The 21,744-nt window shown below is 54.3% G+C and carries 21 protein-coding genes and 1 pseudogene; 5 read left to right on the top strand and 17 right to left on the bottom strand.

What is annotated here, in order from left to right:
• Positions 1–25: 25 nt before the first annotated feature.
• A complete protein-coding gene (mfd, locus tag KBY68_RS00640) occupies positions 26–3,532 on the bottom strand; it encodes a transcription-repair coupling factor (RefSeq protein WP_255095516.1) in 3,507 nt (1,168 codons plus the stop codon).
• A 39-nt stretch (positions 3,533–3,571) separates the two neighbouring features.
• Positions 3,572–4,264 carry a hypothetical protein gene (locus tag KBY68_RS00635; protein WP_255095515.1) on the bottom strand — a complete coding sequence of 231 codons (693 nt, stop codon included), beginning with the start codon at positions 4,262–4,264 and terminating at the stop codon, positions 3,572–3,574.
• 55 nt (positions 4,265–4,319) lie between these two features.
• On the opposite strand from KBY68_RS00635, the gene KBY68_RS00630 reads away from it, so the two are divergent.
• Complete coding sequence (locus KBY68_RS00630) at positions 4,320–5,108, top strand: MeeY/MeeF family manganese export membrane protein (RefSeq protein WP_255095514.1); 789 nt, start codon at positions 4,320–4,322, stop codon at positions 5,106–5,108.
• Positions 5,109–5,218: 110 nt separating this feature from the next.
• On the opposite strand, the gene fmt is transcribed toward KBY68_RS00630, so the two are convergent.
• Genes fmt through KBY68_RS00575 form a run of 11 tightly spaced genes read right to left on the bottom strand, consistent with a single transcriptional unit; the run spans position 5,219 to position 14,885 of the window.
• On the bottom strand, positions 5,219–6,187 hold the full coding sequence (fmt, locus tag KBY68_RS00625; protein ID WP_255095513.1) for a methionyl-tRNA formyltransferase: 969 nt from the start codon (positions 6,185–6,187) through the stop codon (positions 5,219–5,221).
• Positions 6,188–6,220: 33 nt separating this feature from the next.
• Complete coding sequence (locus tag KBY68_RS00620) at positions 6,221–7,573, bottom strand: TldD/PmbA family protein (RefSeq protein WP_255095512.1); 1,353 nt, start codon at positions 7,571–7,573, stop codon at positions 6,221–6,223.
• Position 7,574: 1 nt separating this feature from the next.
• A complete protein-coding gene (locus KBY68_RS00615) occupies positions 7,575–8,990 on the bottom strand; it encodes a TldD/PmbA family protein (RefSeq protein WP_255095511.1) in 1,416 nt (471 codons plus the stop codon).
• A 6-nt stretch (positions 8,991–8,996) separates the two neighbouring features.
• Positions 8,997–10,070 (bottom strand): magnesium-protoporphyrin IX monomethyl ester (oxidative) cyclase, encoded by a 1,074-nt coding sequence (gene acsF / locus KBY68_RS00610; RefSeq protein ID WP_255095510.1) that lies wholly within the window; start codon positions 10,068–10,070, stop codon positions 8,997–8,999.
• A 44-nt stretch (positions 10,071–10,114) separates the two neighbouring features.
• Complete coding sequence (locus KBY68_RS00605; protein WP_255095509.1) at positions 10,115–10,525, bottom strand: DUF2996 domain-containing protein; 411 nt, start codon at positions 10,523–10,525, stop codon at positions 10,115–10,117.
• Between the two features lie 45 nt (positions 10,526–10,570).
• Positions 10,571–10,960 carry a hypothetical protein gene (locus tag KBY68_RS00600; RefSeq protein WP_255095508.1) on the bottom strand — a complete coding sequence of 130 codons (390 nt, stop codon included), beginning with the start codon at positions 10,958–10,960 and terminating at the stop codon, positions 10,571–10,573.
• Positions 10,957–11,598 (bottom strand): flavin prenyltransferase UbiX, encoded by a 642-nt coding sequence (locus KBY68_RS00595; protein ID WP_255095507.1) that lies wholly within the window; start codon positions 11,596–11,598, stop codon positions 10,957–10,959. Before KBY68_RS00595 ends, KBY68_RS00600 begins: the two co-directional genes overlap by 4 nt.
• Complete coding sequence (locus KBY68_RS00590; protein ID WP_255095506.1) at positions 11,585–13,852, bottom strand: RNB domain-containing ribonuclease; 2,268 nt, start codon at positions 13,850–13,852, stop codon at positions 11,585–11,587. The genes KBY68_RS00595 and KBY68_RS00590 overlap by 14 nt, the downstream gene beginning before the upstream one ends.
• Before the next feature lie 60 nt (positions 13,853–13,912).
• Positions 13,913–14,218 (bottom strand): TMEM165/GDT1 family protein, encoded by a 306-nt coding sequence (locus KBY68_RS00585; protein ID WP_106500306.1) that lies wholly within the window; start codon positions 14,216–14,218, stop codon positions 13,913–13,915.
• A complete protein-coding gene (locus tag KBY68_RS00580) occupies positions 14,219–14,500 on the bottom strand; it encodes a TMEM165/GDT1 family protein (RefSeq protein ID WP_206603831.1) in 282 nt (93 codons plus the stop codon).
• Positions 14,501–14,525: 25 nt separating this feature from the next.
• A complete protein-coding gene (locus KBY68_RS00575; RefSeq protein WP_255095505.1) occupies positions 14,526–14,885 on the bottom strand; it encodes a YkgJ family cysteine cluster protein in 360 nt (119 codons plus the stop codon).
• A 75-nt stretch (positions 14,886–14,960) separates the two neighbouring features.
• On the opposite strand from KBY68_RS00575, the pseudogene KBY68_RS12350 reads away from it, so the two are divergent.
• A pseudogene (locus tag KBY68_RS12350) lies at positions 14,961–15,020 on the top strand (photosystem II reaction center protein Ycf12/Psb30); the annotation flags it as partial.
• Here the strand turns inward: KBY68_RS12350 and KBY68_RS00570 are convergent.
• Both KBY68_RS00570 and recJ read right to left on the bottom strand, forming a co-directional pair.
• The gene (locus KBY68_RS00570; RefSeq protein WP_261352689.1) at positions 15,000–16,154 is read right to left on the bottom strand and encodes a chloride channel protein; all 1,155 of its coding nucleotides are present in this window, start codon (positions 16,152–16,154) and stop codon (positions 15,000–15,002) included. The pseudogene KBY68_RS12350 and the gene KBY68_RS00570 overlap by 21 nt on opposite strands.
• Positions 16,155–16,342: 188 nt before the next feature.
• Positions 16,343–18,238 (bottom strand): single-stranded-DNA-specific exonuclease RecJ, encoded by a 1,896-nt coding sequence (recJ, locus tag KBY68_RS00565; RefSeq protein WP_255095503.1) that lies wholly within the window; start codon positions 18,236–18,238, stop codon positions 16,343–16,345.
• 34 nt (positions 18,239–18,272) lie between these two features.
• Here recJ and KBY68_RS00560 point away from each other — a divergent pair, with 34 nt between their 5' ends.
• Complete coding sequence (locus tag KBY68_RS00560; RefSeq protein WP_255095502.1) at positions 18,273–19,007, top strand: HAD-IA family hydrolase; 735 nt, start codon at positions 18,273–18,275, stop codon at positions 19,005–19,007.
• A gap of 4 nt (positions 19,008–19,011) precedes the next feature.
• Complete coding sequence (locus KBY68_RS00555) at positions 19,012–19,344, top strand: DUF565 domain-containing protein (RefSeq protein ID WP_161955862.1); 333 nt, start codon at positions 19,012–19,014, stop codon at positions 19,342–19,344.
• Between the two features lie 101 nt (positions 19,345–19,445).
• Here the strand turns inward: KBY68_RS00555 and rpmF are convergent, their stop codons facing one another.
• Positions 19,446–19,622 carry a 50S ribosomal protein L32 gene (gene rpmF / locus KBY68_RS00550; protein ID WP_106500317.1) on the bottom strand — a complete coding sequence of 59 codons (177 nt, stop codon included), beginning with the start codon at positions 19,620–19,622 and terminating at the stop codon, positions 19,446–19,448.
• Positions 19,623–19,690: 68 nt separating this feature from the next.
• On the opposite strand from rpmF, the gene ftsH reads away from it, so the two are divergent.
• Positions 19,691–21,499 (top strand): ATP-dependent zinc metalloprotease FtsH, encoded by a 1,809-nt coding sequence (ftsH, locus tag KBY68_RS00545; protein ID WP_106500312.1) that lies wholly within the window; start codon positions 19,691–19,693, stop codon positions 21,497–21,499.
• On the opposite strand, the gene KBY68_RS00540 is transcribed toward ftsH, so the two are convergent.
• Positions 21,450–21,725 (bottom strand): MoaD/ThiS family protein, encoded by a 276-nt coding sequence (locus KBY68_RS00540; protein ID WP_106500313.1) that lies wholly within the window; start codon positions 21,723–21,725, stop codon positions 21,450–21,452. The genes ftsH and KBY68_RS00540 overlap by 50 nt on opposite strands.
• Positions 21,726–21,744: the final 19 nt, after the last annotated feature.

Genomic DNA, 21,744 nt, shown 5'->3' with positions numbered 1-21,744 from the left:
ACGAACTTTTGCGAAACTGAGGCGATTAGTTACCAGGGATTTGGGCGGCCATCAGCTCCAGCCAGTTTTTGAGCTCCTCCAATTGCTTATCGGCAGGCAGCACCCCTAAACCACGGGCTAACACCTTGGCGGTGGAGCCACTGCCGGCTTGATACACAAGCCGGCCATGCAAATGGGTTGGTAAACCCTGGCGCAAACGCCGGAATGCAGGTTCCTCCATGGGGGTTTCGAGGGCAATATTTGGTTTTTCCGGCTTGATGCGCGCAAAACCACAGCGTTTGGCCAGTAGTTTCAACTCCATCACCTGAAGTAGTGATTGCACCGCTGCCGGCAGGGCGCCGTAGCGATCAATCCAATCACTGGCTAACTGCAGCAATGCTTCACGGCTGATGCAATCAGCGGCTGCCCGGTAGGCCGCTAGTTTTTCATCTGCCTCCGTAATCCAATCAGCAGGGATAAACGCGGTAATTGTTAAATCAATCTGGGTTTCATCTACCGCTGGGATGTCTTGGCCGCGAATCTCAGCCATTTCCTCCTGCAGCATTTCCATATAGAGATCGAAGCCGATCGTTTCCATCTGGCCGCTTTGCTCCACCCCAAGCAAATTGCCCACACCACGGATTTCCATGTCTCGCATGGCTAATTGATAACCACTGCCAAGTTGGGCAAATTCCTGAATTGCCCGCAGCCGTTGACGGGCCGCTTCTGTGAGGGAAGCATCGCCTGGATAAAACAACCAGGCATGGGCCTGGATACCGCTTCTACCCACCCTGCCCCGCAGTTGATAGAGCTGGGCTAAACCAAATTTCTGGGCATCTTCCACCAGGATTGTGTTCACCCGTGGAATATCAAGCCCGCTTTCAATAATTGTGGTGCAAAGCATTAAATCCGCTTCGCCTGCATTAAATGCAACCATGGCGCTTTCTAATTCGCCCTCCTGCATCTGGCCATGGGCCACCAGTAAACGCAAACCGGGCAACATTTGCCTCAACTGCCCTGCAACTTCTTCGATACCTTCCACCCTGGGTACCACATAAAAAACCTGGCCGCCGCGATCCAGTTCTTGGCGAATTGCACTGCGAACCGCCTCTTCATCCAAGGAGGCGAGGTGGGTTTTAATCGGCCTGCGCAGGGGAGGCGGCGTAGTTATCAAGCTCATCTCCCGCACCCCCGATAAACTCATATAAAGGGTGCGGGGTATGGGGGTTGCCGACAGGGTTAAAACATCCACATCCTTACGTAAAACCTTAATCTTCTCTTTCTGGGTAACACCGAAACGTTGTTCTTCATCTACCACAAGTAAACCCAATTGCTTAAATTGTGTGCCTTTTGCTAATAATTGATGGGTGCCAACAACTATATCGATAGCGCCTTCCTGCAGGCCAGCGAGGATCTCCTTACGCTCAGTTGTTGTGCGAAAGCGATTTAACAATGCAACTTTTAATGGGTAGGGGGCATAACGTTCACTAAGGGTGCGCCAGTGCTGTTGGGCTAGCACGGTGGTGGGCGCCAATAGGGCGCATTGTTTACCGGCGGTTACCGCCTTAAAAATTGCGCGGATAGCCACTTCTGTTTTACCAAATCCCACATCACCACACACCAAGCGATCCATCGGCTTTGCTATTTCCATATCGCGCTTCACATCAGCAATTGCTTTTACTTGATCAGGGGTTGGCTCATAGGGAAATGAATCCTCTAATTCCAGCTGCCATGGGCCATCAACAGGGAAGGCAAAACCTGGAGATTCAAGCCGTTCGGCGTATAACTTCACTAAATCAAGGGCCACCTTGCGCACGGCCTTACGGGCCCGCTCCTTTGCCCTAGCCCAGGCGATACCGCCCATGCGATTTAGTTCTGGCGGTGCATCTGTGCTTGCTCTGAAACGGCCAAGGCTTCCTAATTGATCAGCTGCTACCCGTAATAAACCGTCGGCATATTGCACTACTAGGTAATCGCGAGCATCCCCAGCAATGGCAAGTTTTTCTAATTTTAAAAATCTGCCAATGCCATGGTTGCGATGCACCACAAAATCGCCGGGTTGCATCCGATTTGGATCAACAGTTCGGCTGGCTGCCCTACGCCGACGCCGCACATAACCACTGGCTGTGAGATTATGTTGGCCAAAAAATTCCCGATCAGTTATTAATACCAAGCGCCAGGCGGGAAGCTGTAAGCCCTCCAACTCAACATTGGCTTTAGTTTTTAAGGCAATCGGCGTATTCTGCTCGATTAAACGCTCAATAGCTGGAAAATCATGGGGGTTTGGAATAAACCTACTGATGCAATTATGCTCCTCTAATAAGGCAACAGCCCGCGACGGTTGAGCCGATAGCAACCAAACCCGCGCCTTATCTTGTTGAAAACCCTTAATCAATCCAGCTAATTTACCGAACTGATTTGGATAGGCGGTAACCGATCTGCTCGCTAGTTCAAAACTATTTGGATGGTTGTCTGTTTCTGCTAATTCAGCGAGGTCAAAACCAGCAAATGCCTCCAGTTGAGCAAGGGCAGCAGCAATTGGTTTGTGTAAACAATTAGGCAGTAGTGATGCAGCCAGCTCCGCTGATTCATCTTGATAATGTTGTTCAACATGGTTGAACCACTGCTGGCCATGGGCTAATAGTTGACGCCGTTCATCTACGGCCACCAGGGTGTGTTCAGGCAGGTAATCAAGCAATGAACTGGGTTCATTCCAGGCCAAACCCATTAGGCGCCGCATACCCTCAGGGGTACCCCCTGCCAATAACTGCTCCATTGCCTCTGGCTGGAGCAACTGCTCAAGGCCATCTGGCAATTGCTCCCGCAGGGCTTGCGCCACCAGGGGGCCATAGCTGGTGGGGGTGAGCCGCACCAGCTCCACCCCATCGAGGGAGCGTTGGGTGCCGGGATCAAATTCCCGCAACTTATCTAGATCATCCCCAAAAAATTCAAGCCGCACCGGCAATTCAGCACTCACCGGAAATAGATCAACAATGTCGCCGCGGCGACTCCAGGTGCCTTCCTGTTCAATCGTTGCTACCCGTTCATAGCCAAGCCGCGCCAGGGTTTCGCCCAATTGCTCCAGGTTTACGCAATCACCTTTACGCAAGCTCAGGCATTGTTCGGCTAACACCGCAGGCGGTGGCAGGTGGGGTTGTAGAGCCCTTTCACTTGCAACAATTGCCCCGCGCCAACTGCGCCTGCCGGCGCCATCAATGGCTAGCAATTCACTTAAAACCTGCAGTTGCCCCCAGGTGATTTCACTGGTGGGATCAAAACCCTCGTAGGGGGAACCCTCACTGGTGGGATACAGCTGGGTGGTGGGCCAACCCATTAACTCCAATAGGGCCGCCCAACGGCCCGCCTCCTCAAGGGTGGGCACCACCACCAGTAAAGGGGCGCCTTCACAGCAGGCCAGGGCTGAAGTGGTTAGGGCCCTAGCCGCTCGGCTGGCACCCTGCAACCGCAAGCGATCTGGCCTGCGGATGCGCTCCAACACCTCTGCCGTTAGCGGCACCTGCTCCAGCTGGCGCACCAGGGCGGTTAGAGGCATTGAAAATTGCACTGCACAGCTGCAGATCTTCGCAACTGATCAAGCCGTTTGGGGGGATGGGGCATTCAGCAGCAGTTGCTGCAGGGATTGGTTGAACTCCTGCAACTGGGCATCACTGAGTTGCTGCCTGCTGGTTTGGCTGAAATGTTCAACCAAAAAAGCACGCCCCTCCTCTGCCCCCCATGCCAATTGGCCCAGCAATTCATCACTGGTTTTAAGCAGTGCTGGGCGCAGCAGGGGCAGGGCTGCTGCGGTGGGCTCCAAGGGTGGCTCCAGAATTCGCAATGCTTTTAGGTAGGCCACTAAATCGCCATAACGCACTAAACGACTGCGACTGCTGTGGCCAAAGGCCCGTTGCAGGTATTGACCCTCCTTGCTGCGATCCCAATTGAGCCGTTGCAATTCCATTTCAACGGCGGTGAGCTCCTCACTCCAATCCTCAGGTTCTGGCGTTGGTTCTGGCGTTGGTTCTGAAGCAGGTTCGGGGGCTGGTTCAACTGCCACTGGCGCCAAAGAAGGTTGTGAGCTGATTTTCTGAACAGGCGCTGGGGCAGTGGGATTAGCAAGCCGTTGCTGCAAACGAGCTAAGGCGCGGTCCTCCGCCTGCTCTGCCCCTGGGGCCTCACCAAGGGCAGAAATCAGCACCCCGCCACTGCTGCAACTCACTCGCACCACCACCCTCTGGCCATCGGCATGGAGCAAATCCACCTGGGTGGCTAAATCAGCACGCATATTTCTGATCCCCTTTTCTGCTTGGAGCGGCACCCATGCTTTCTAAGCTGCAGCGATGGAAGCTTCAAGCCTTGATTCCCTAACGCCCCTAATTACCGCAGCAGACCAATGGCATGAGGTGCTGCTGCTGCTGCCGGTGTTGGTGGGATTGGAGGTGGTGCTATCAGCCGACAACGCCATTGCCCTGGCTGCAATCGCCAAGGGCTTAAAAAGCCAAAACCAACAAAAACAAGCGCTCAATCTGGGCTTGGTTTTTGCCTTGTTTTTTCGAATTAGCTTGATCCTTGTATCCCGCTGGGTTCTAGGGTTTAAACCATTAATGGCCGCAGGTGCAGCATATCTACTCTGGCTTTGCGCTGATCATTTTATCAATAATTCATCGCAAGTAGAATTACCAGAACCTGAATTATTAGATTCTAAATCACTTGAGAATAAATCAATAGATGAATCATTAAACAACTCCACCAACATAATATCCGCTGATAATTTATTTGGCTTTGATCGCAAACTAGCTGGCACCGCGATCAGCATTGCCCTCACCGACCTTGCCTTTTCCCTTGATAGTGTAGCCGCGGCCGTTGCAGTTAGCGATAAGTTGTGGCTTGTTATAACCGGTGGCATAATTGGTGTGGTGGCACTTAGGTTAAGTTCTAACTTATTTATTGAACTATTAAACAATTACCCGAGGCTGGAAGCAGCAGGCTATATCGCCGTTGGCTTGGTTGGCATTCAATTATTAGTGCGGGTGTTTTGGCCTTTTATCGAATTGCCGCAATGGTTACTACTAAGCCTGGTAGGTCTTTTATTCCTATGGGGATTCACCAACCGCCGCAAACTATGCTGAAGCGGTTGGAGAGGTAGTTCATGGGTCCATTGCACTGCCCCATCTGCATTGGCCTAGGCGTTGTGAGTATTGCCCGCTGTTTGGCTTGGAGCCGGTTGATCTGGGCCTGATCAGCTGAGTTGCTGCAATAGATTTGAACCACTGGCTGGGGTTTTACCCTCCAATTGAGCAGTGCGCACCAAAAGGGGGCAACCGCCTGTGGCAATCACCATGCCAAGGCCGTTTATGGCCTTTAGCGCTGTTCCAGGGGTTTCTTTTGGCCACTGCTGTTTTGTTAATTCAGCCGCCTCTGGGCTCAACTGCCCAGCTAAGCGCTGCACCAGTGGTTCAGTAGCGAGCAATTTCATGCGTTTGCCGCGCCAATCGCAATGCACACCAGGATAAAAAGCCATCACCTGGCGATGTAATTGCAGGGCCGGTTGCTGCCAATCAATTTGATAATCAGCCTTGGTAATCAGGCGGGCATGGCTTATGCCCTCAGCGGCTTGGGGCTTAAGGCTGAAATTGGCACTGCTAATCAACGGCAATGCTTCAACCATTAACTCAGCTGTGAGGCGGCTGAGGCGCTCCCCCAGTTGGCTGGCATTTTCCAATAAACCAATGTCAAGGGATCGCTCTAGAAGCACTGGCCCCGTATCTAAACCCTCCTCCATGGCCATGATCCCCACGCCGGTTTCGCCGTCGCCTGCCATCAAGCTCCATTGAATCGGCGCAGCCCCGCGCCAACGGGGCAGCAAGGAACCATGGCCATTCCAAGAGCCATAGCTGGGCGCAGCCAACACCTCCGGAGGCAACAACTGGCCAAAGGCCACCACGATGTTTATGTCTGCCCCAAGGGCAGCAAGGGCAGCCTGGGTGTGGGGTTCCTTGCGAATCCGTTCCGGGCTAAAGATTGGAATTGGCTCAGTTGTTTGCAGTTGCAAAGCCCGCGTTTTTACCGCTGATGCCTGCAATGCCCCACCCCTGCCGCGGCGGCGATCGGGTTGGGTAACCACACCAACTATTTGATGGCCGCCATCAAATAGGGCCTCAAGGGTTGGTATGGCATAGGCGGGGGTGCCCCAAAACAACACCTTCACGGCAATAAAGGCAACATCAAGTTGCTTAAAAAATCAGGCTTCACCAGTTATCGATAAACCTTCAACCCACACATGGGGGCAGATTCCACCCGGTGTAACCAATGGTTCCCCCTCTAGGGCAAGGATTGAATTCAAAACGGTGCGAATATCACCGGCCACTGTTGCTGCTTCAATCGAATGGCGCTCGCCATTTTTAACAAGCCAACCATCAAAGGGCAGTGAAAAGGAACCCTGGCTTGCCTTCACGCCCGCATGGAGAGCAGATAGGGAATCGATCCACACCACCCCATCGGCTTTATGGCGATTTAGATGGCTATCACCAACGCCAGCACCAGGGGTGGGGGCAACCACAAACCAATCTGGGCCAACAGACACCTTGGCCCCCATGCCCGCATGGCCGGTGGGGGCCACACCAAACTGCCTGGCGGTGCCTTCACTGTGCAGGAAATGGGCCAAATTACCAGCTTCAATGAGAGTTAATGGTGCCGTTGGTGTGCCCTCGCCATCGAAGTTGGAAGCACCAAGATTTGCGCTGTGGAGCGGATCATCCCAAAGGTTTAGGAATGGCACCGCCAATGGTTTACCAAGGGAATCACGGTTAGACAAACTCAAGCCATCAAGTACGGCCCTTGCATTAAAAATATTGCTAAATGCACCGATCAAATCAAGGAATGCCTCTGGGCTAAATATGCAGGTGTAATGGCCTGTATCAATGGCGGAATAATCGAGATGGCTAATGGTTAATTCAGCTGCTTCTTTAATACATGCCTGCACATCAAGGCCTTCAGATCCATAGGCCAAACGCACAGCACCGGCGCTGCGGGGTTTACGGCCATCCTGCTCTGCTCTGGCGTATAGGTAGCAGGCGGAGGAGCTGCTGATTTGATGGCGTTGGGCACCAAGACTATTTAGATAAACACTTTCGCCATTGCGCTCGGAAAGGCCGTTGTAGGGAACGGTGTTAATCGCAGGATGGAAATCCAACAACTCCTTTTCAGCCTGCAGCAATGTTTGCAACAGGCTTTGGATCGGCCTAAGGGGCAAAACAGGCCGCTCCAGGGGCGTTAATGGCTCAAGGGAACGGCAGGAAAGCCCAGGGGGCTCCTCCAAATCACCAAAGGCACTGGCTTCCTTTGCACCCTTAAGGGCTTGGGCAAGACCTTCCTCGGATAAATCAGTGCTGCTTGTGATCCCCACCCTTCCATCACTGGTCCAGGCCCTAACTGTTACGGCACTGCGTTGGGCACCCTTGAGTTGTTTTGGCTCGCCTCGATCTACCTGAACCGATACATCGGTGCCGCTGGCAGCACCCATATCCCACTGCTGAATACCTTCTTGCTTAGCAAGGGCAGTTAATTGGTCATGTAATTGTTGGGGATTAAGCATCTCAACGCCCCCCAACAGTGATGGAATCAACCTTGATATGGGGTTGGCCCACAGTTACATAAACACTGCCGCTAACGGAACCACAAAAGCCAGCGGCCAGATCGAGATCATTGCCGCACATTGAGATGCGTGGCATCACTGTTTCAGCATCACCGATCAAAGTTGCCCCCTTAACTGGTTTACCAAGCTGGCCATTTTCGATCAAATACCCCTCCTCCACCGAGAAGTTGAATTGACCGGTGGGGCCCACACTGCCGCCGCCCATCACCTTGCAATAAAGACCCTTATCAATGGAACCAATCAATTCAGCAGGGGTGTGGGCACCAGCGGCAATAAATGTGTTGCGCATGCGGCTGGCAGCAGCAAAGGAATGACCTTGGCGGCGGCCACTGCCGGTGCGGGCATGGCCGGTGCGCATTTCACCAGCCCGATCTGAGAGAAAGGCCTTGAGGATGCCATTTTCAATCAAGGTGGTGCGCTGGGGTTCAAGGCCCTCATCATCCATGGCAAGGCTGCCAAAGGATTGGGGTGAAAGGCCTTCATCAACAGCAGTAACAGAGCTGTGGGCAATTGCTTCACCGATCTTGTTGGCAAATGGGGTGGTGCCCCTCTCCACTTGGGTGGTTTCCAACAAATGGCCGCAGGCCTCATGGAAGATCACACCACCAAAACGATTTGCCAGCACCACCGGGTAGGAACCGGCTTCGATGTAATCGGCATAAAGCATGGTGGCACTGCTGGTGCTGATGTCGCGGGCGGCGGCATCGGCATCCCATTCGATTAAATCGCTTGGGTTATCGGAGCTGCCAAATCGACGGGCAACACTGGAGCGATGGTCCCCATCGGCCGCCAGCACACTTAGGCCCAAGGTTTGATGCAAACGGAGGTCGCGGCTGAAGGTGCCATCGCTGGCAGCCACCAACACCTCTTGCCAATCGCGGGAATAGCTACCCCGGCGTGCCTGCAAACAACGGCCGTGCTTGTTGAGCATGGCGGTGCCTTCAAGCAAACGATCGGCGCTCACCTGCACCCCAGGGCATTGGACCAACCAATCCTGCTTGCCAGAGCCGTAATCCCTTAGGGGGGCAAGGCCGGCAAAACTAGGGCCGCTTTGGCCGCCACGCTCTAAACCGAGCATGCCAAGGGCTTGATCGAGGGCTTGGAATAAACCGGCTTCGCTTAGGTCGGTGGTGCTAACAAAACCATCCCTGAAACCATTGGCTTCGCCGTGGAATACGCGGATGCCAGCGCCACAACCCAATGATGGGCTCACACTGGTAACCCTTTCCTGCTCAGCCAAAACGCTGAGGCGATCAAAGCGCTCAAGAAAAATTTCAACCAGCTCAGCGCCAGCACTGCGGCCAGCGGCCAGCAGGAGCTCAAGGCGCCCCTGCCATTGGGAATCAAGAAAACTCACAGGTGCTCAACGAATGGCGGGTTGAAAACGATTGCTGGGGATCGGTGCCGCAAAGAAAAGACGGCCCATCTCCCATACATTGCCAAGCCAATGGGGCAGCTTGCGGGCAAATTTCAAAGGCAGCAGGGCATTGGCCTGATCTGCTGCATCTAAGGCGTGGTTGTGTTGAACGATGCGCTCTAAACGTTCGTAGAAACGCGGGTGCTCCACATTGAGCACCACAGGGAATACCCGAGCTGATGTTTCATTGGTTTTAGCAATTACATATTTGTCGTATTCCCTTGCATCTAAACCAAGGGCTTCATAGAAATCTTTACGGGCCACATCCCGCACATACATGGTGGCAAAAACAGCCAGCAGAAAGAAACGACACCAAAGTTTTGCCTGAAAACCCCGCACCGTGGCAGGTTGGGCTTTCATCAGGGCATCAAAGAAATCACCGTGGCGATTTTCATCCTGGCACCAATTTTCAAAGAAATTAAAGATTGGAAATATCTTACTATCTGGATTTTGCTCAAGGTGGCGATAGATTGCTATGTAGCGCCAGTAACCGATTTTCTCAGATAAATAAGTGGCATAAAAAATAAATTTAGGTTGGAAATATGTGTAGGCCTTACTTGCTGTTAAAAAACCTAGATCCAGCTGTAAACCAAAATCCCCCATCGCCTTATTTAAAAAGCCTGCATGGCGGGCTTCATCCCTTGCCATGTGGGCAAAGCATTCAGCCAGCAAAGGATTGCGATTTTTAATCCTTCGGCTCAATTCTTTGTAGAGCAAAAAGCCAGAAAATTCTGAGGTGCAGCTCTGCTCCAAGAATTCAACAAACACCTTGCGGGTATTTGGATCAAGCTTTTCCGCTGCCCCTTCAAAAGACTGATCGCGAACAAAATGATGGCGGTTGTAATCCTTGCGAAACTCCTCGCAGATCGCCTCTAGCTCTGCCCCATTGGGCTGCAGATCCATGGCGGCCATCGCCTCAAAATCCGTGGTGTAGAACCTGGGCGTGAGGATTGTTTCCCTAGCTGGCTCTTTTGCAGCGGGCTGGGGAGATTCAGCTAGGGCAGCGCTAGGTGGAACCATCCGATTAAAACCTTCTTGTTTTTAATAGTAGGAGGGGAGAGAGCTCAGTTGGGCCCGAGCCATTTCTGTCCGTTTAGCCTTTGCACCGTGCGGCTCACCAGCAGGGCCAGGGTTGTTTTCTTTTCATCGATCAAGAAAGACTCCAGCAAACTGGGATCAGCGCCAGCTTCGGCAAGGGCAATGGTTTTAGCGGCTTGAATGTTGTTGCTCAAAAAACAAAGCCAAAACCTCCTTCCGCCAGGCAATTCACCCGCAACCTGCCAACACATTTCACCCACCACAGGCATGGGGGCCTGCTCAAGGCGCAATTCAATGGCGGGCCCGCCATAGGCCTGAATCTCCTTAGCCAAAGCGGGCAGGAATAGCTCCGGGATAAAGCTTTCGAAGGCCTGATCCTCAGGTTTGGGAGCAGGTTTGGGAGCAGGTGCTGCTTTTTTGGCCGCTGAATCAGTCACCTGTGGGGCCTGATGGGTTTTTCCAAGTTAGGGCAGCGCTCAGCTTTACCAGTCGGCATCGTTGGCTTGATCCCAATCGGGCTGCTGTTCAGCCTTTGAATTAACAACCCGAAACGGCACAGAAACCGTTGGTGCTGGCTCCTGGGGATCCCGCTCAGGCCACTGCTGGCTAGGGGCTGCCTTAGGCGCTGGTGCTTGCCAAGTTTCAGCTTTTGGCTTGGGCTTGCGTTTAGCAGGCAAACCCGCAGTGGCACTCAGCGCTGCACTTAAAGCAGCACCACCACCGGCACCGAGCATCACCCAGCTGCCAAGCGATAGGGGCGGGGAAGACCAAAGCAAAAACTTCAAACGGCTGGGCGTTGTGAGATTTAGTAATCCCACCACCAGGGCTAGCCCCAGGGGCATTAGCAACGGCAGCACCAGCAGTTCTTTCATGGCTGTTGGATTGGTCCCTGCCAGCGGCGCAATTCGCCCAAGCTGTACCCAAAGAGATCAAGGGTGCGCAGCACGAGAAAATCCACCATGTCGCTAAGGCTTTCGGGCTGGTGATACCAAGCTGGAATCGGTGGTGCAATGCGGGCGCCCGCTTCCGCCAGGCTGGTGAGATTGCGCAAATGGATCAGATTCCATGGCATTTCCCGGGGGCAGATCACCAGCGGTCGCGCCTCCTTGAGATGCACATCAGCGCAGCGTTCAATTAAGTCGGTGGCTATACCAGCTGCCACCCTGCCAACGGTGCCCATGGTGGCAGGCAGGATCAACATGCCGCGGCTGCGGTAGCTGCCACTGGCCATCGGTGCCGCTTGGTCGTTCCAGCGATAACAGCGCAGTTCACCCTTGTTTGTGCCGCAATGCTGGCGCAACACCTGCTCCTGTTCCTTCGGTGCCACGGGCAACACCAGGCCCATCTCGGCCCGCCAAACCTCAAAGGCACCCCTGCTTAAAACCAAATCAACGCAGTTATCGCCCTCAAGCAACAATTGCAAAGCCCTTAGGGCAAGCACTTGCGCTGAAGCACCGCACACAGCAAGCAGCAGCGGCGCTTCTGGAAAGGCAACCTCAGGATTCCTCATCCTCTCCATCATCATCGGAAAGCTGGGCATCCGGCTCAATTTCCGGCTGTAAAACAGCTAGATCGATTTGATGGCGCAACACATCCACCTTCAGCACCTCCACCTCCACGGGATCACCCAGCTTGTAGGTGCGGCGGTTTTTACGGCCAACTAAACGATGTTGACGGGAGCGGTACTCATACCAATCGTCTTTTAAGGAACTCACATGCACCAATCCCTCCACCTGGGTTGGAGGTAGTTCAACAAAGAAGCCGTAGCTCTGAATGCCACTGATCACACCAGGCAAGGTTTGACCCAGCAATGATTCCGCCTGCCTTGCCCTAAATAAAGCCAAGCCATCAGCCTCCACCTCATCGGCAAAACGGCTGCGGCCATTCAAACGATTCACCAAACCATTGGCGATCGTTTCTTGGAAAGGAGCCAACTGGCTGGCGGTTAGCAGGGCCCATTCGATCTGGCCATGGCAACTATCAGCGCTTAGATCCAGGCGGCTTTTATGGCGAACACTGGGGCGATCCTTTGCCTCGGTGAGCAGGGTTACGAGCAGCAATTGGTTCCAAATCGCGCTGTAGTGCAGCGAAGGGAAACACCAAGGGGCATAGGCCAATGGTTCAGCCGCCAAGGCATTTGCCTCCGGCAATGCACTTAATTGCACGGGTTTAGTGGCCTCACGCAATTGCTGTTGCAGCACCCTGGCCCGTTTGCTGCCAAGAAATGCCTCGGCCAAGGCAGCAGCAGCAGGGGCATTGCCATCAGCCCCTAATTCCAAGGGCACATCAAGCCCCACAGCAAGTTTCACCAAATCATTTAAATCAGCTGGATCCGGCGCTGCCTGGCCAAGGAACAGGGCTGGCAGCTCCAGGGCAGCCAGATGGCGGCCAAGGGCTTGTTCGGCAGGGCGCACCAACTCCCGCAGCCAGCCCATGGGGTTGTTTGGGGCAGCGGTGGCAAACCAACCACTTCGCCTTTGATCAGGCAATTCCTGGCCCTGATGGGCCATGGCTTCAAGGGCGGGCACCGCTAGGTCCAGATCCAAGCTGCCCGCCCCTAAACGCTGCTGGCGTAGTAATTGCACCAGGGCCTGCAACTGCTCCAAAAGCGGCAGATACTCCTTTAGGGCCTTAAGCGCAACAGGAGTGGTGCGGGCCTTTGGCTTGCGATTTAGCAAGGCCTCAAGGCTGTTGGCATCCAATTCAGCATCAATCCGCACCGTGGAGCGACAAAAGCGGTAGTGGAGCAGCTCCCCCTCTGGGCTTAGCTCAAGGGCCACCGATAGGGCGCTGTTGTTTTGGGCAATGCTTAATGCGGCCGCCTCCTGCAAGGGGGCAGGCAGCAGTGGTATCCAACTGTTGCCAACACCTATGGCTTCAGCTTGATCACGCAACCAGCGATCAAGGGGACCATCGAGGGATAAACGCTCGCCAATATCAGGGATATGCAGCCATAAACGGTTGCCGCCTTCCAGCGACACCGCCACTGAAGCCGCTGAATTATCAGCTGCCCTGCCCCGCAACAAAATGCTGGGCAACTCGCTGAGATCTTCCCTGCCAGCAGCCGCTGGCGTTTTTAAATTGATCCGGCCGCTAAAGCCAGCGCCATCAAGGCGATGGCGGGCAAGTAGCAGCTCTAGGTCGGCATTGCCCTCACCTTTTGTTGAAAGGGAGCGGCGCACATGGCCTTGGGCGGGGAATTGACCAATGGGGAAACGATCCATTGCCACTTCCACCAGGGCTTCCCCAGCCCGCTCGATGTGATCGGCATCGATTTCCTGCAATTGAATCGAGGCATGCAGGCGATCATCAAGGGGTACTGCAAGCAATTGCTCCTCCTGGCGTTCCACCTGGGCCAGCACCGTGGTGTTGGAGCGCTCGAGAATGCATTGCACCCCCCCTTCCGGTGAACGGCGGCGCCCTCCCTCCCGCGTTACTTTCACAAGCACACGATCACCATTCCAGGCATGGTTCAGCTGGTGGTCGCGGATATAAACGTCGTCGCCGCCATCTTCCCGCAGGGCGAAGCAAAACCCTTTGCTGGAACATCTCAAGCGAGCTTCAATTAAAGCCTCGTTATTAGTGCGGCTGATCCCCTCTTCAGCCTGGTTTAGTAAACCAATCCGTTCCAACGCCTGCAGTGCTAGCTCTAAATAGTGCTTTTCTTTTACGGTTTTAAGGGCCAGTTTTTTTTCTAATTCCTGCACCGAAACAGCTGATTCCGCCTGCAATTGATCCAGCAGATTGGCAACGGAAAACTTCATGCGGGGGCGATGCTGCGATTAATGCTGAACAACAAGCTTAGGGAGCCGCTGGAAAGTGGCTCAGCTCTGCTCCTGTTTGGTGGCTAAAGCGTTGATCACCAAGCGGCCGCCAATTACTAAAAAGCCGATGGCAGCTGCCAGTTGCAACAGTTGCGCTGGCACAACTTCCGCCAAGCCACCCCCCAGCAGGGCCCCTAAAAAGCTTGCCAAAACCAAGGCCGAGGCACTGCCGAGGAAAACATATAAGGGGCGATTGCTGGTGCCACTAATGGCAACGGTGGCAAGTTGGGTTTTATCACCTAACTCAGCAAGAAAAACTGTGCTGAAGGTGGAAGCCAGCAGGAGAAGATCAGGTGAAATAGTCATTTATAAGAAAAGCTCAGTTAGCCAAGGCCCTATTGCTTGCAGGCCCAGCAGGCTGCCCAATAGCAGCATCAACGAACCAGCCAACAGTTCCAAGCGTTGCGGTGATATCCAGCCAGCCAGCCAACGCCCCAGCAATACCCCCACCAAACTTGAGGCCACTAATGCAAGCGCCGAACCAATAAACACCAATAAAGGTCTGCCCGATTGGGCAGATAGCAGCAGGGTGGCCAATTGGGTTTTATCGCCAAGCTCCGCCAGAAATACCGTTGCAAAGGTGCCCATAAAAATGGCACCGGCGGTGGGGGCGTTAGTGGTTGGTTCTGATTGCCCGTTCAAAGCGCTTGCGCTCCTGGCTGCGGCCACCGTATTCGACCCGGATCTGATCACGGCAACAGGCAATTGCAAAATCGCTTTGTTCTGCGGGCTCCACATCAAAAAGTTCGGCTAATTGATCCACCCGGCAGAAATCAGGCCGGCTTGCATAGATGCGGCAGCGCCTACTGCCGGTGTCGAAATGAATGCACCAACCATCACTACCCACCATTTCTAAGTAGGTCTGTTTTTGTTCAGTGCTAAGGGCTTCTAGGGCCTCTGGGCGCTGGGCTGGATCTAAGCGGCAACAGGCGCCGCAATTACTAACGCAGCTCCAGCTGTAACAGGCGGTCACGGCATTAACCCCAATGGCCAAATAAGGGCAACTAAGGCCCGTAAAGTATGCGAATTAATAGCTGGGCAAGCTTCCATGGGCATCGATTTCCACTTGATCGCTAATTTCGGTGCCCTAGCGCTGATCACCTTGGCTGGTCCCGCTGTGATTTTCATCCTCTTCTACCGCCGCGGCGCCCTCTAAGCGGGCGGCAAATAAGGCCGTGAGGCCGTGGTACACAGGCTGGGGTTGCAGGCTGCGGCTCAACATCGCCGCCACCACACAGGCGAGCAACAAACCTGGCAGCAATTGTTGATCACCGCAAAGCCGCAGGGCAAAAAGGGTGGAAAACAACGGCAATTGGGTGGCACCAGCCAAGCCGGCGCCCATGCCAATCGCAATGCCAAGCAACGGTTCCGGCTGGCCTAAAAATGGCATCAAGATGCTGCCAGCAAGGCCACCAATGGCCAAGGCTGGATCAATTAACCCCCCAGGAATCCCCACACCAAGGGCTAACACGGGCCCCAGCAGTCGGCTGATCAAGGCACTAACTGCCTGCAGCGGTTCAAGGCTGCCGCCCCTTCCAATCAAATCCACTAAAACGGCAGATCCATCTCCATAGGCCCTGCCACCACTAACGGCGCCAAGAAGAACCAACAGCCCCCCCAACAGCAAACCCACCCCTAGGGGTTTACCAAGGGCAAGGGGCTGAAGTTGCCTGGTGGCCCAAAGCACCAAGGCGCTGAATAGGGCCCCTAACAAACCCCCGATTAAACCCAAAGGCAGGCCAAGGCCAATTTGCTGCCATTGATCTGGGCTAGCGGGAATGATGCCGTAGGCAAACATCGGCTCGCCAGCCAAAGCCGCCACCAATGAGGCCGGTAACACCATGGCAAGGGCTGCCCAAATCAAGGGCACATTCCAGCGCTGCAGTAGATCCTCAGCCGCAAACACCACACCCACTAAGGCGCTATTGAAACCAGCGGCTAGGCCGGCTCCGCCAGCGGCGGCATAAAGCACCGGGGCGCTAAGCGAGGCGAGCGGTTTGGCCAAATAGCGCCGCAATTGCCACACCAGGGCAGCGCCAATAAAAACAACGGGGCCTTCCCTGCCGAGGGGTAATAAACAAATGCTGGCAATGCTCCAAAGGCCGCAACGCATCAGCAACGGCGCCAATTTTAAAAATTCCGCGGCCCGCTGGGGTTGCTCAATGCAAAGCACCACCTGGGGGATGCCTGAACCCATGCCATGGCGCCACACACCTCTTTGCAATACGCAAAGCAAAGGCATCGCTAGCAAAGGCAGCCAACTAATCGAGCTAAAACCAGCTTTAAAAGCTTCCCCAAGCAAGCCATCTACCCATTGATCGATCCAATTCAGGGGCAGGCAAGCAAGGCCAAGCAAAAAGCCAAGCGCTAGCAAAGGAAACAGCAAAGGCCACCAGTGGCGTGGCGTAGTAGGCATCAATGGGGTGTTCATTAGGCCACTAAACCAAGGGCTTGGGCTGCCTGTTGCACCAGGGCAAGGGTATGGGGGTGCAGAGATTGACCATTGGCGGCTCGATCCTGATCCAACCAGGCCACCCGCAATTCCTCCCCTTCAGGGTTGCGGATTAAAAGGTTGCTGCCCTCTTTTTCGCACTGGTATTCACGCTTGCCACGCATTAAAACAATCGCTTCGGTTTCACTGGGGCGCAGGGCCTCCAATTCAAGTTGCAAGCGGAGCTGGCCCTGCCAATAGCTTTGTCGCAGGCGAAAGGCTAGATCAAGCAAGCGGGTGCTGGGTTCAGGGCCATTCCATCGCCAAGCGATCGCGGTGATGCTGCCGCTACCTGCAGCGAGTTCTAGGGAAAGGTGGCCACCCCGCAGCAATTTGCTGCGCTTCACTTGGCAATGGCGGGCCCAAAACAAGGGGGTGGGATTACCCACTCCAAATGGTTCAAGCCGCTGCATTTGATGCAAGAAATCAGCATCGATGCGCCCTAGGGGCAGGAGTGCTTCAGGGGCCACCACTAGGGCACTAGATCTGCCTTGCAGCCACTGGGCCGCCAGGGCTGAGAGTTGTTCATGCAGGGCTGCCACTTGATCGGCCCTTACGGTGAAACCACCGGCGGCGGGATGGCCGCCATAACGCTCGAGCAGATGGCCGCAGGCATGCAGGGCTTGATCAACGGCAAACCCTTGGGGTGCCCGCACCGAAGCGCGCATCTTGCCATTGCCTTCACCGGCAAGGATTGCCACCGGCAAGCCCCAGCGCTCCACAAGCCGCGCGGCCACAATGCCAATCACACCGTGGTGCCAATGGTTTTGCGCTAACAACAGAAATGGCGGTCGCTGGGGGCCATCGGCTTCCACAAGGGCTTGGGCCTCTGCTTCGATGCCATCGCAAAGGTCTCGCCGTTGGCGATTGAGCGCTTCACATTGATCAGCTAATTCAAGGGCTCGATTTTGATCACTGGTGGTGAGTAATTCCACGGCTAGGGCCGGATCAGCCAAGCGCCCAACCGCATTCAGCCTGGGGGCCAACAAAAAACCAACGGCCTGGCTATCGATGCTGCGATCTTCCAATCCAGCCAGCTGGGCAAGGGCGCGTAAACCTGGCAACTGGGAGCGATGCAAGTTGCTGAGGCCCTCCATCAACCAAAGCCGATTCACGCCAACTAATGGCGCCATGTCGGCAATGGTGCCAATGCAAAACAGATCAAGGGCCGCCTGCAGGGCATCAGCCCGCTTCAACTTCTGGGCAAGGGCGCGGGCTAACACATAGGCAAGGCCCACCCCCGCCAAGCCCCGATAGGGGGACCCATCTGGAGTGGTTGCTGGATGCAGAAGGGCCAGCAGGGGCGGCATTTCGGCCGGGATGCTGTGGTGATCGGTAACTATTACCTCCACCCCCAGGGCTTGGGCCCTATCGAGGGCCTCCCGGGCGCTGATGCCGTTATCCACGGTTACCAACAGGCGGCAACCATTTGCGGCCAACCTTTCCACCATGGCGGCATTAAGGCCGTAGCCATCCTCCTGGCGGCTTGGGATAGCAGCGATCGGTTTGGCGCCCAGCCGTTGCAGCACCCCAACTAGCAGGGCAGTGCTCGTCATGCCATCGGCGTCGTAATCGCCGCAAATCGCCAGCAATTCCCCCCGCCGGCAGGAGATTTCTAAACGCTCAAGGGCAATCGCCAGGTGGGGAAAATGTTTAAGGGCCGGTGGTGCTGTTGCTGGCTTGAGCAGGTCTTCCACCTGGTTTATTTCAGTTAGGCCGCGGCGTTGCAACACCGCCAGCAGCTCCACTGGCAGATCACAACAGGAATCAAAATCAGCTCCATCAAGGGGCAGAGGCAACTGCCAAACACGATCAAGGGCGGAGGGTGGATGCACCAGGGGGTTCCTAAGATCGAATCAGCACCAGCGCATGATGCCCCGCCTGCAAGCCTTGCTTTGGGATGTTGATGGAACTTTGGCGGATACCGAACAAAACGGCCATCGGCTTGCCTTTAATGCCGCCTTTGCAGAGGCCCAACTGGCTTGGCACTGGAATAATTCCACCTACAGCGATTTGTTAGCGGTAACAGGGGGAATCGAGCGGATGCGGGCCTGGGCTAAGCAGCAGCACCTCAAATCAAATCAAAATAAATCAAAAAATCAATCAGACCCCCTTGCAGAAAGTGAATTAGAGGAGTTGTTAATCCGCCTGCAGGCAAGCAAACAAAAGCACTACCGCCGCATCCTCAAGGAGCAGTTATTCCCATTAAGGCCTGGGGTTGAAAGGCTGCTGCTGGAGGCGAGGGCCGCAGGTTTATGCCAAGTGCTTGTTACAAGCAGCGGCCGCAATTCGGTGGAAGCCTTACTGCAGCATCACCCACAACTGAATAATTGCTGGCAACACTGGATTTGCGCTGAGGATGTGCAAACAAAAAAACCACACCCTGAGGCCTATGTGCTGGCCTTAAAAAAACTAGGGCTGCCAGCGGCGGCAGCTATGGCGATCGAGGATTCAGCCCAGGGATTAGCTGCCGCCCGGGGAGCAGGCCTCAAGGTATTAATCACGGCCAAAGCAAAACCTGGGCTTGAAGGAGCTGCAGCGATAGTGGATGATCTGGATGCAGGAGCGATCAACCTCGCCAAACTGCAGCAGTTTGTGGATTAAACAAATGCCCCAATCCACCCGTTTCAATAAGGTTCAAGAGGCATTAACAGAACAGTTATTGGGCTGGATAAGCAGCAGTTGGTATAAAAAAAGCCTGGGCCTATTGTCCCTATTAGCCGGTTATTATTTGGCGGCTAATTTAACCAGCGTTTACCTAAATTTCACAAAGTTGCAAAGTTTTGGCGCCCTAGGCCTGTTGCTGCTGGTGGAGCTTCAGGTGCGCCTGCGCACTCGGTTTAACACATCAAAAAACTCGATATTTTGGCTTATGTCTGATAATTTGCGTGTTGGCGCCGTTTACGCTGTGGTATTAGAAGCTTTCAAACTTGGCAGTTAACTTGGCAGTTATCAATAAAGCTATTAATACAGTTATTTTACGCTGTTATTTCGTGCCGCAAGTTATATCTTTCAAACTTTATAAAATTGATACTGCCTAGATCACTCTTCAGTTTCTGCTTCTTCAGGCATTGGGTACACAAATCCTTGGGCCCTGCCGCTCAAAACGGCCTTACCCAAAGACATGGCTTTTTGAGCCGCCACGCGCGCCTTAGCCTTCCAGGTGGCATGGCGCTGATTGCGCTTGCCCTTTGAGGTTTTCTTCTTAGGAACAGCCATCCGGGCTCGCTCAATACCAAACAACAATCATCTAATGCCGGGTAACCATCCGTCAATCGCTAAGCTTTATGGAGATAATTGGACCTGGTTCCCAAACGGATTTGAGCGAAACCCCAAGCTATAGCGGCCTGCTCAAAGCGATCCGCGCTGGCCAGGTGAAGGAATTAAAACTGCTACCCCGCACCGATCAGGTGTTAGTGCAGTTCAAAGATGGTTCTGAAAGCCGGGTGGCGGTTTTCAGCAACGATCAACAAATCCTGCGCAGCGCCGAAGCAGCCAGGGTGCCCTTGAGCGTAAGCAATACAAACGATGCCAGCTCCTCTGGGCTGCTGGTGAATTTATTTTTAGGCATTTTGCTGATCAGCCTGTTGGTGCTGCTGTTAAAGCGTTCAGCATCCGTAGCCCAAAAAGCCCTGGGCTTTGGCCGCAGCCAGGCCCGCCTTCAACCGGAGGGGAGCATCAATGTTCGTTTTGAGGATGTAGCTGGCATTGATGAAGCAAAAGCTGAATTACAGGAGGTGGTTACTTTTTTAAAAGAACCCGAACGCTTCACTGCCGTTGGTGCCCGCATTCCTCGGGGGGTGTTGTTGGTGGGCCCCCCTGGCACCGGTAAAACCCTGTTGGCTAGGGCAATCGCCGGGGAAGCTGATGTGCCCTTCTTCTCCATTTCCGCCTCTGAATTTGTGGAGATGTTTGTGGGCGTTGGTGCCAGCCGCGTGAGGGATCTATTTCGGCAGGCAAAAGCAAAAGCACCCTGCATCATTTTCATCGATGAAATCGATGCCGTTGGTCGCCAACGGGGGGCAGGCATCGGTGGCGGCAACGATGAAAGGGAGCAAACCCTCAATCAATTGCTCACTGAAATGGATGGCTTTGAAGACAATTCAGGTGTGATCCTGCTGGCGGCCACCAACCGCTCAGATGTGCTCGATTCAGCCCTCCTTAGGCCGGGGCGTTTTGATCGCCAAATAATGGTGGAACTGCCGGATCGCCGCGGTCGCGAGGCAATTTTGGGGGTTCATGCCCGCACCAGGCCCTTGGGGGACGACGTTTCGCTACCGCTTTGGGCAAGGCGCACGCCGGGGTTTTCCGGGGCAGATCTGGCCAATTTGATCAATGAAGCGGCGATTCTCACGGCGAGAAGGGAAAGGCTGTTTATTGATGAACAGGCGATGAATGATGCCCTTGAGCGGGTAACGATGGGCCTAGGGGCTAAACCCCTGCAAGACAGCGCCAAGAAACGCCTAATCGCCTATCACGAAGTGGGCCATGCCTTACTCACAACCCTGCTGCCCGCTGCAGACAACCTCGACAAAGTAACGCTGCTGCCAAGGGCAGGTGGAATTGGCGGCTTTGCCCGCACCACCCCCGATGAGGAAATTCTTGACAGCGGCTTGATTAGCAAGGCCTACCTACGGGCGAGGTTGGTGGTGGCCATGGGGGGAAGGGCAGCTGAAATCGTGGTGTTTGGTGATGCGGAGGTAACCCAAGGGGCTAGCGGTGATTTGCAAATGGTTAGCCAAATTGCCAGGGAAATGGTTACCCGTTATGGCTTTTCAATGCTGGGCCCCATGGCCCTTGAGCAGGAGGGGGGTGAGGTATTCCTCGGCCGCGATTGGACGCGGCCAGAGCACAGCTATTCAAATAACACGGCCACCCAAATAGATGCCGTTGTACAACAAATTGCCAGGGATGCACTCAAGCAAGCAATTGATTTATTAACACCGAGGCGGCCTTTAATGGATGCCTTGGTTGAGGCGCTAATTGAGCAAGAAACCTTGGACGAAATCAGCTTTAATAAAATTGTGCAAGCACACGAAAAGGATTTCAGCCCCCAGCAACCGCTGGCACAATGCTCACCTCATCCCCAGCGCTGAGGGCAGTGGTTTGATTATCAAGGAAACGAATATCCTCACTGTTCACATAAAAATTAAGAAAGCGGCGTAACTTTCCCTGCTCGTCACAAAGGCGATTACCCAAACCTGGAAAAGCAGTATCTAGGGCTTCAATCAATTCCTGCACGGAGCTGGCTTCCAATTCAACGGTTGCTTGATCAGCGGTGAATTTCTGCAGGGGGGTGGGAATTAAAACTTGAACTGCCATGGAATTAAATGCAAAGTTG

This window comes from Synechococcus lacustris Maggiore-St4-Slac, from assembly GCF_024345595.1.
GTDB classification, from domain to species: Bacteria; Cyanobacteriota; Cyanobacteriia; order PCC-6307; family Cyanobiaceae; genus Synechococcus_D; species Synechococcus_D lacustris.
Note: the sequence above shows the minus strand (reverse complement) of the source record. Positions and strands in the feature narration are given on the sequence as shown.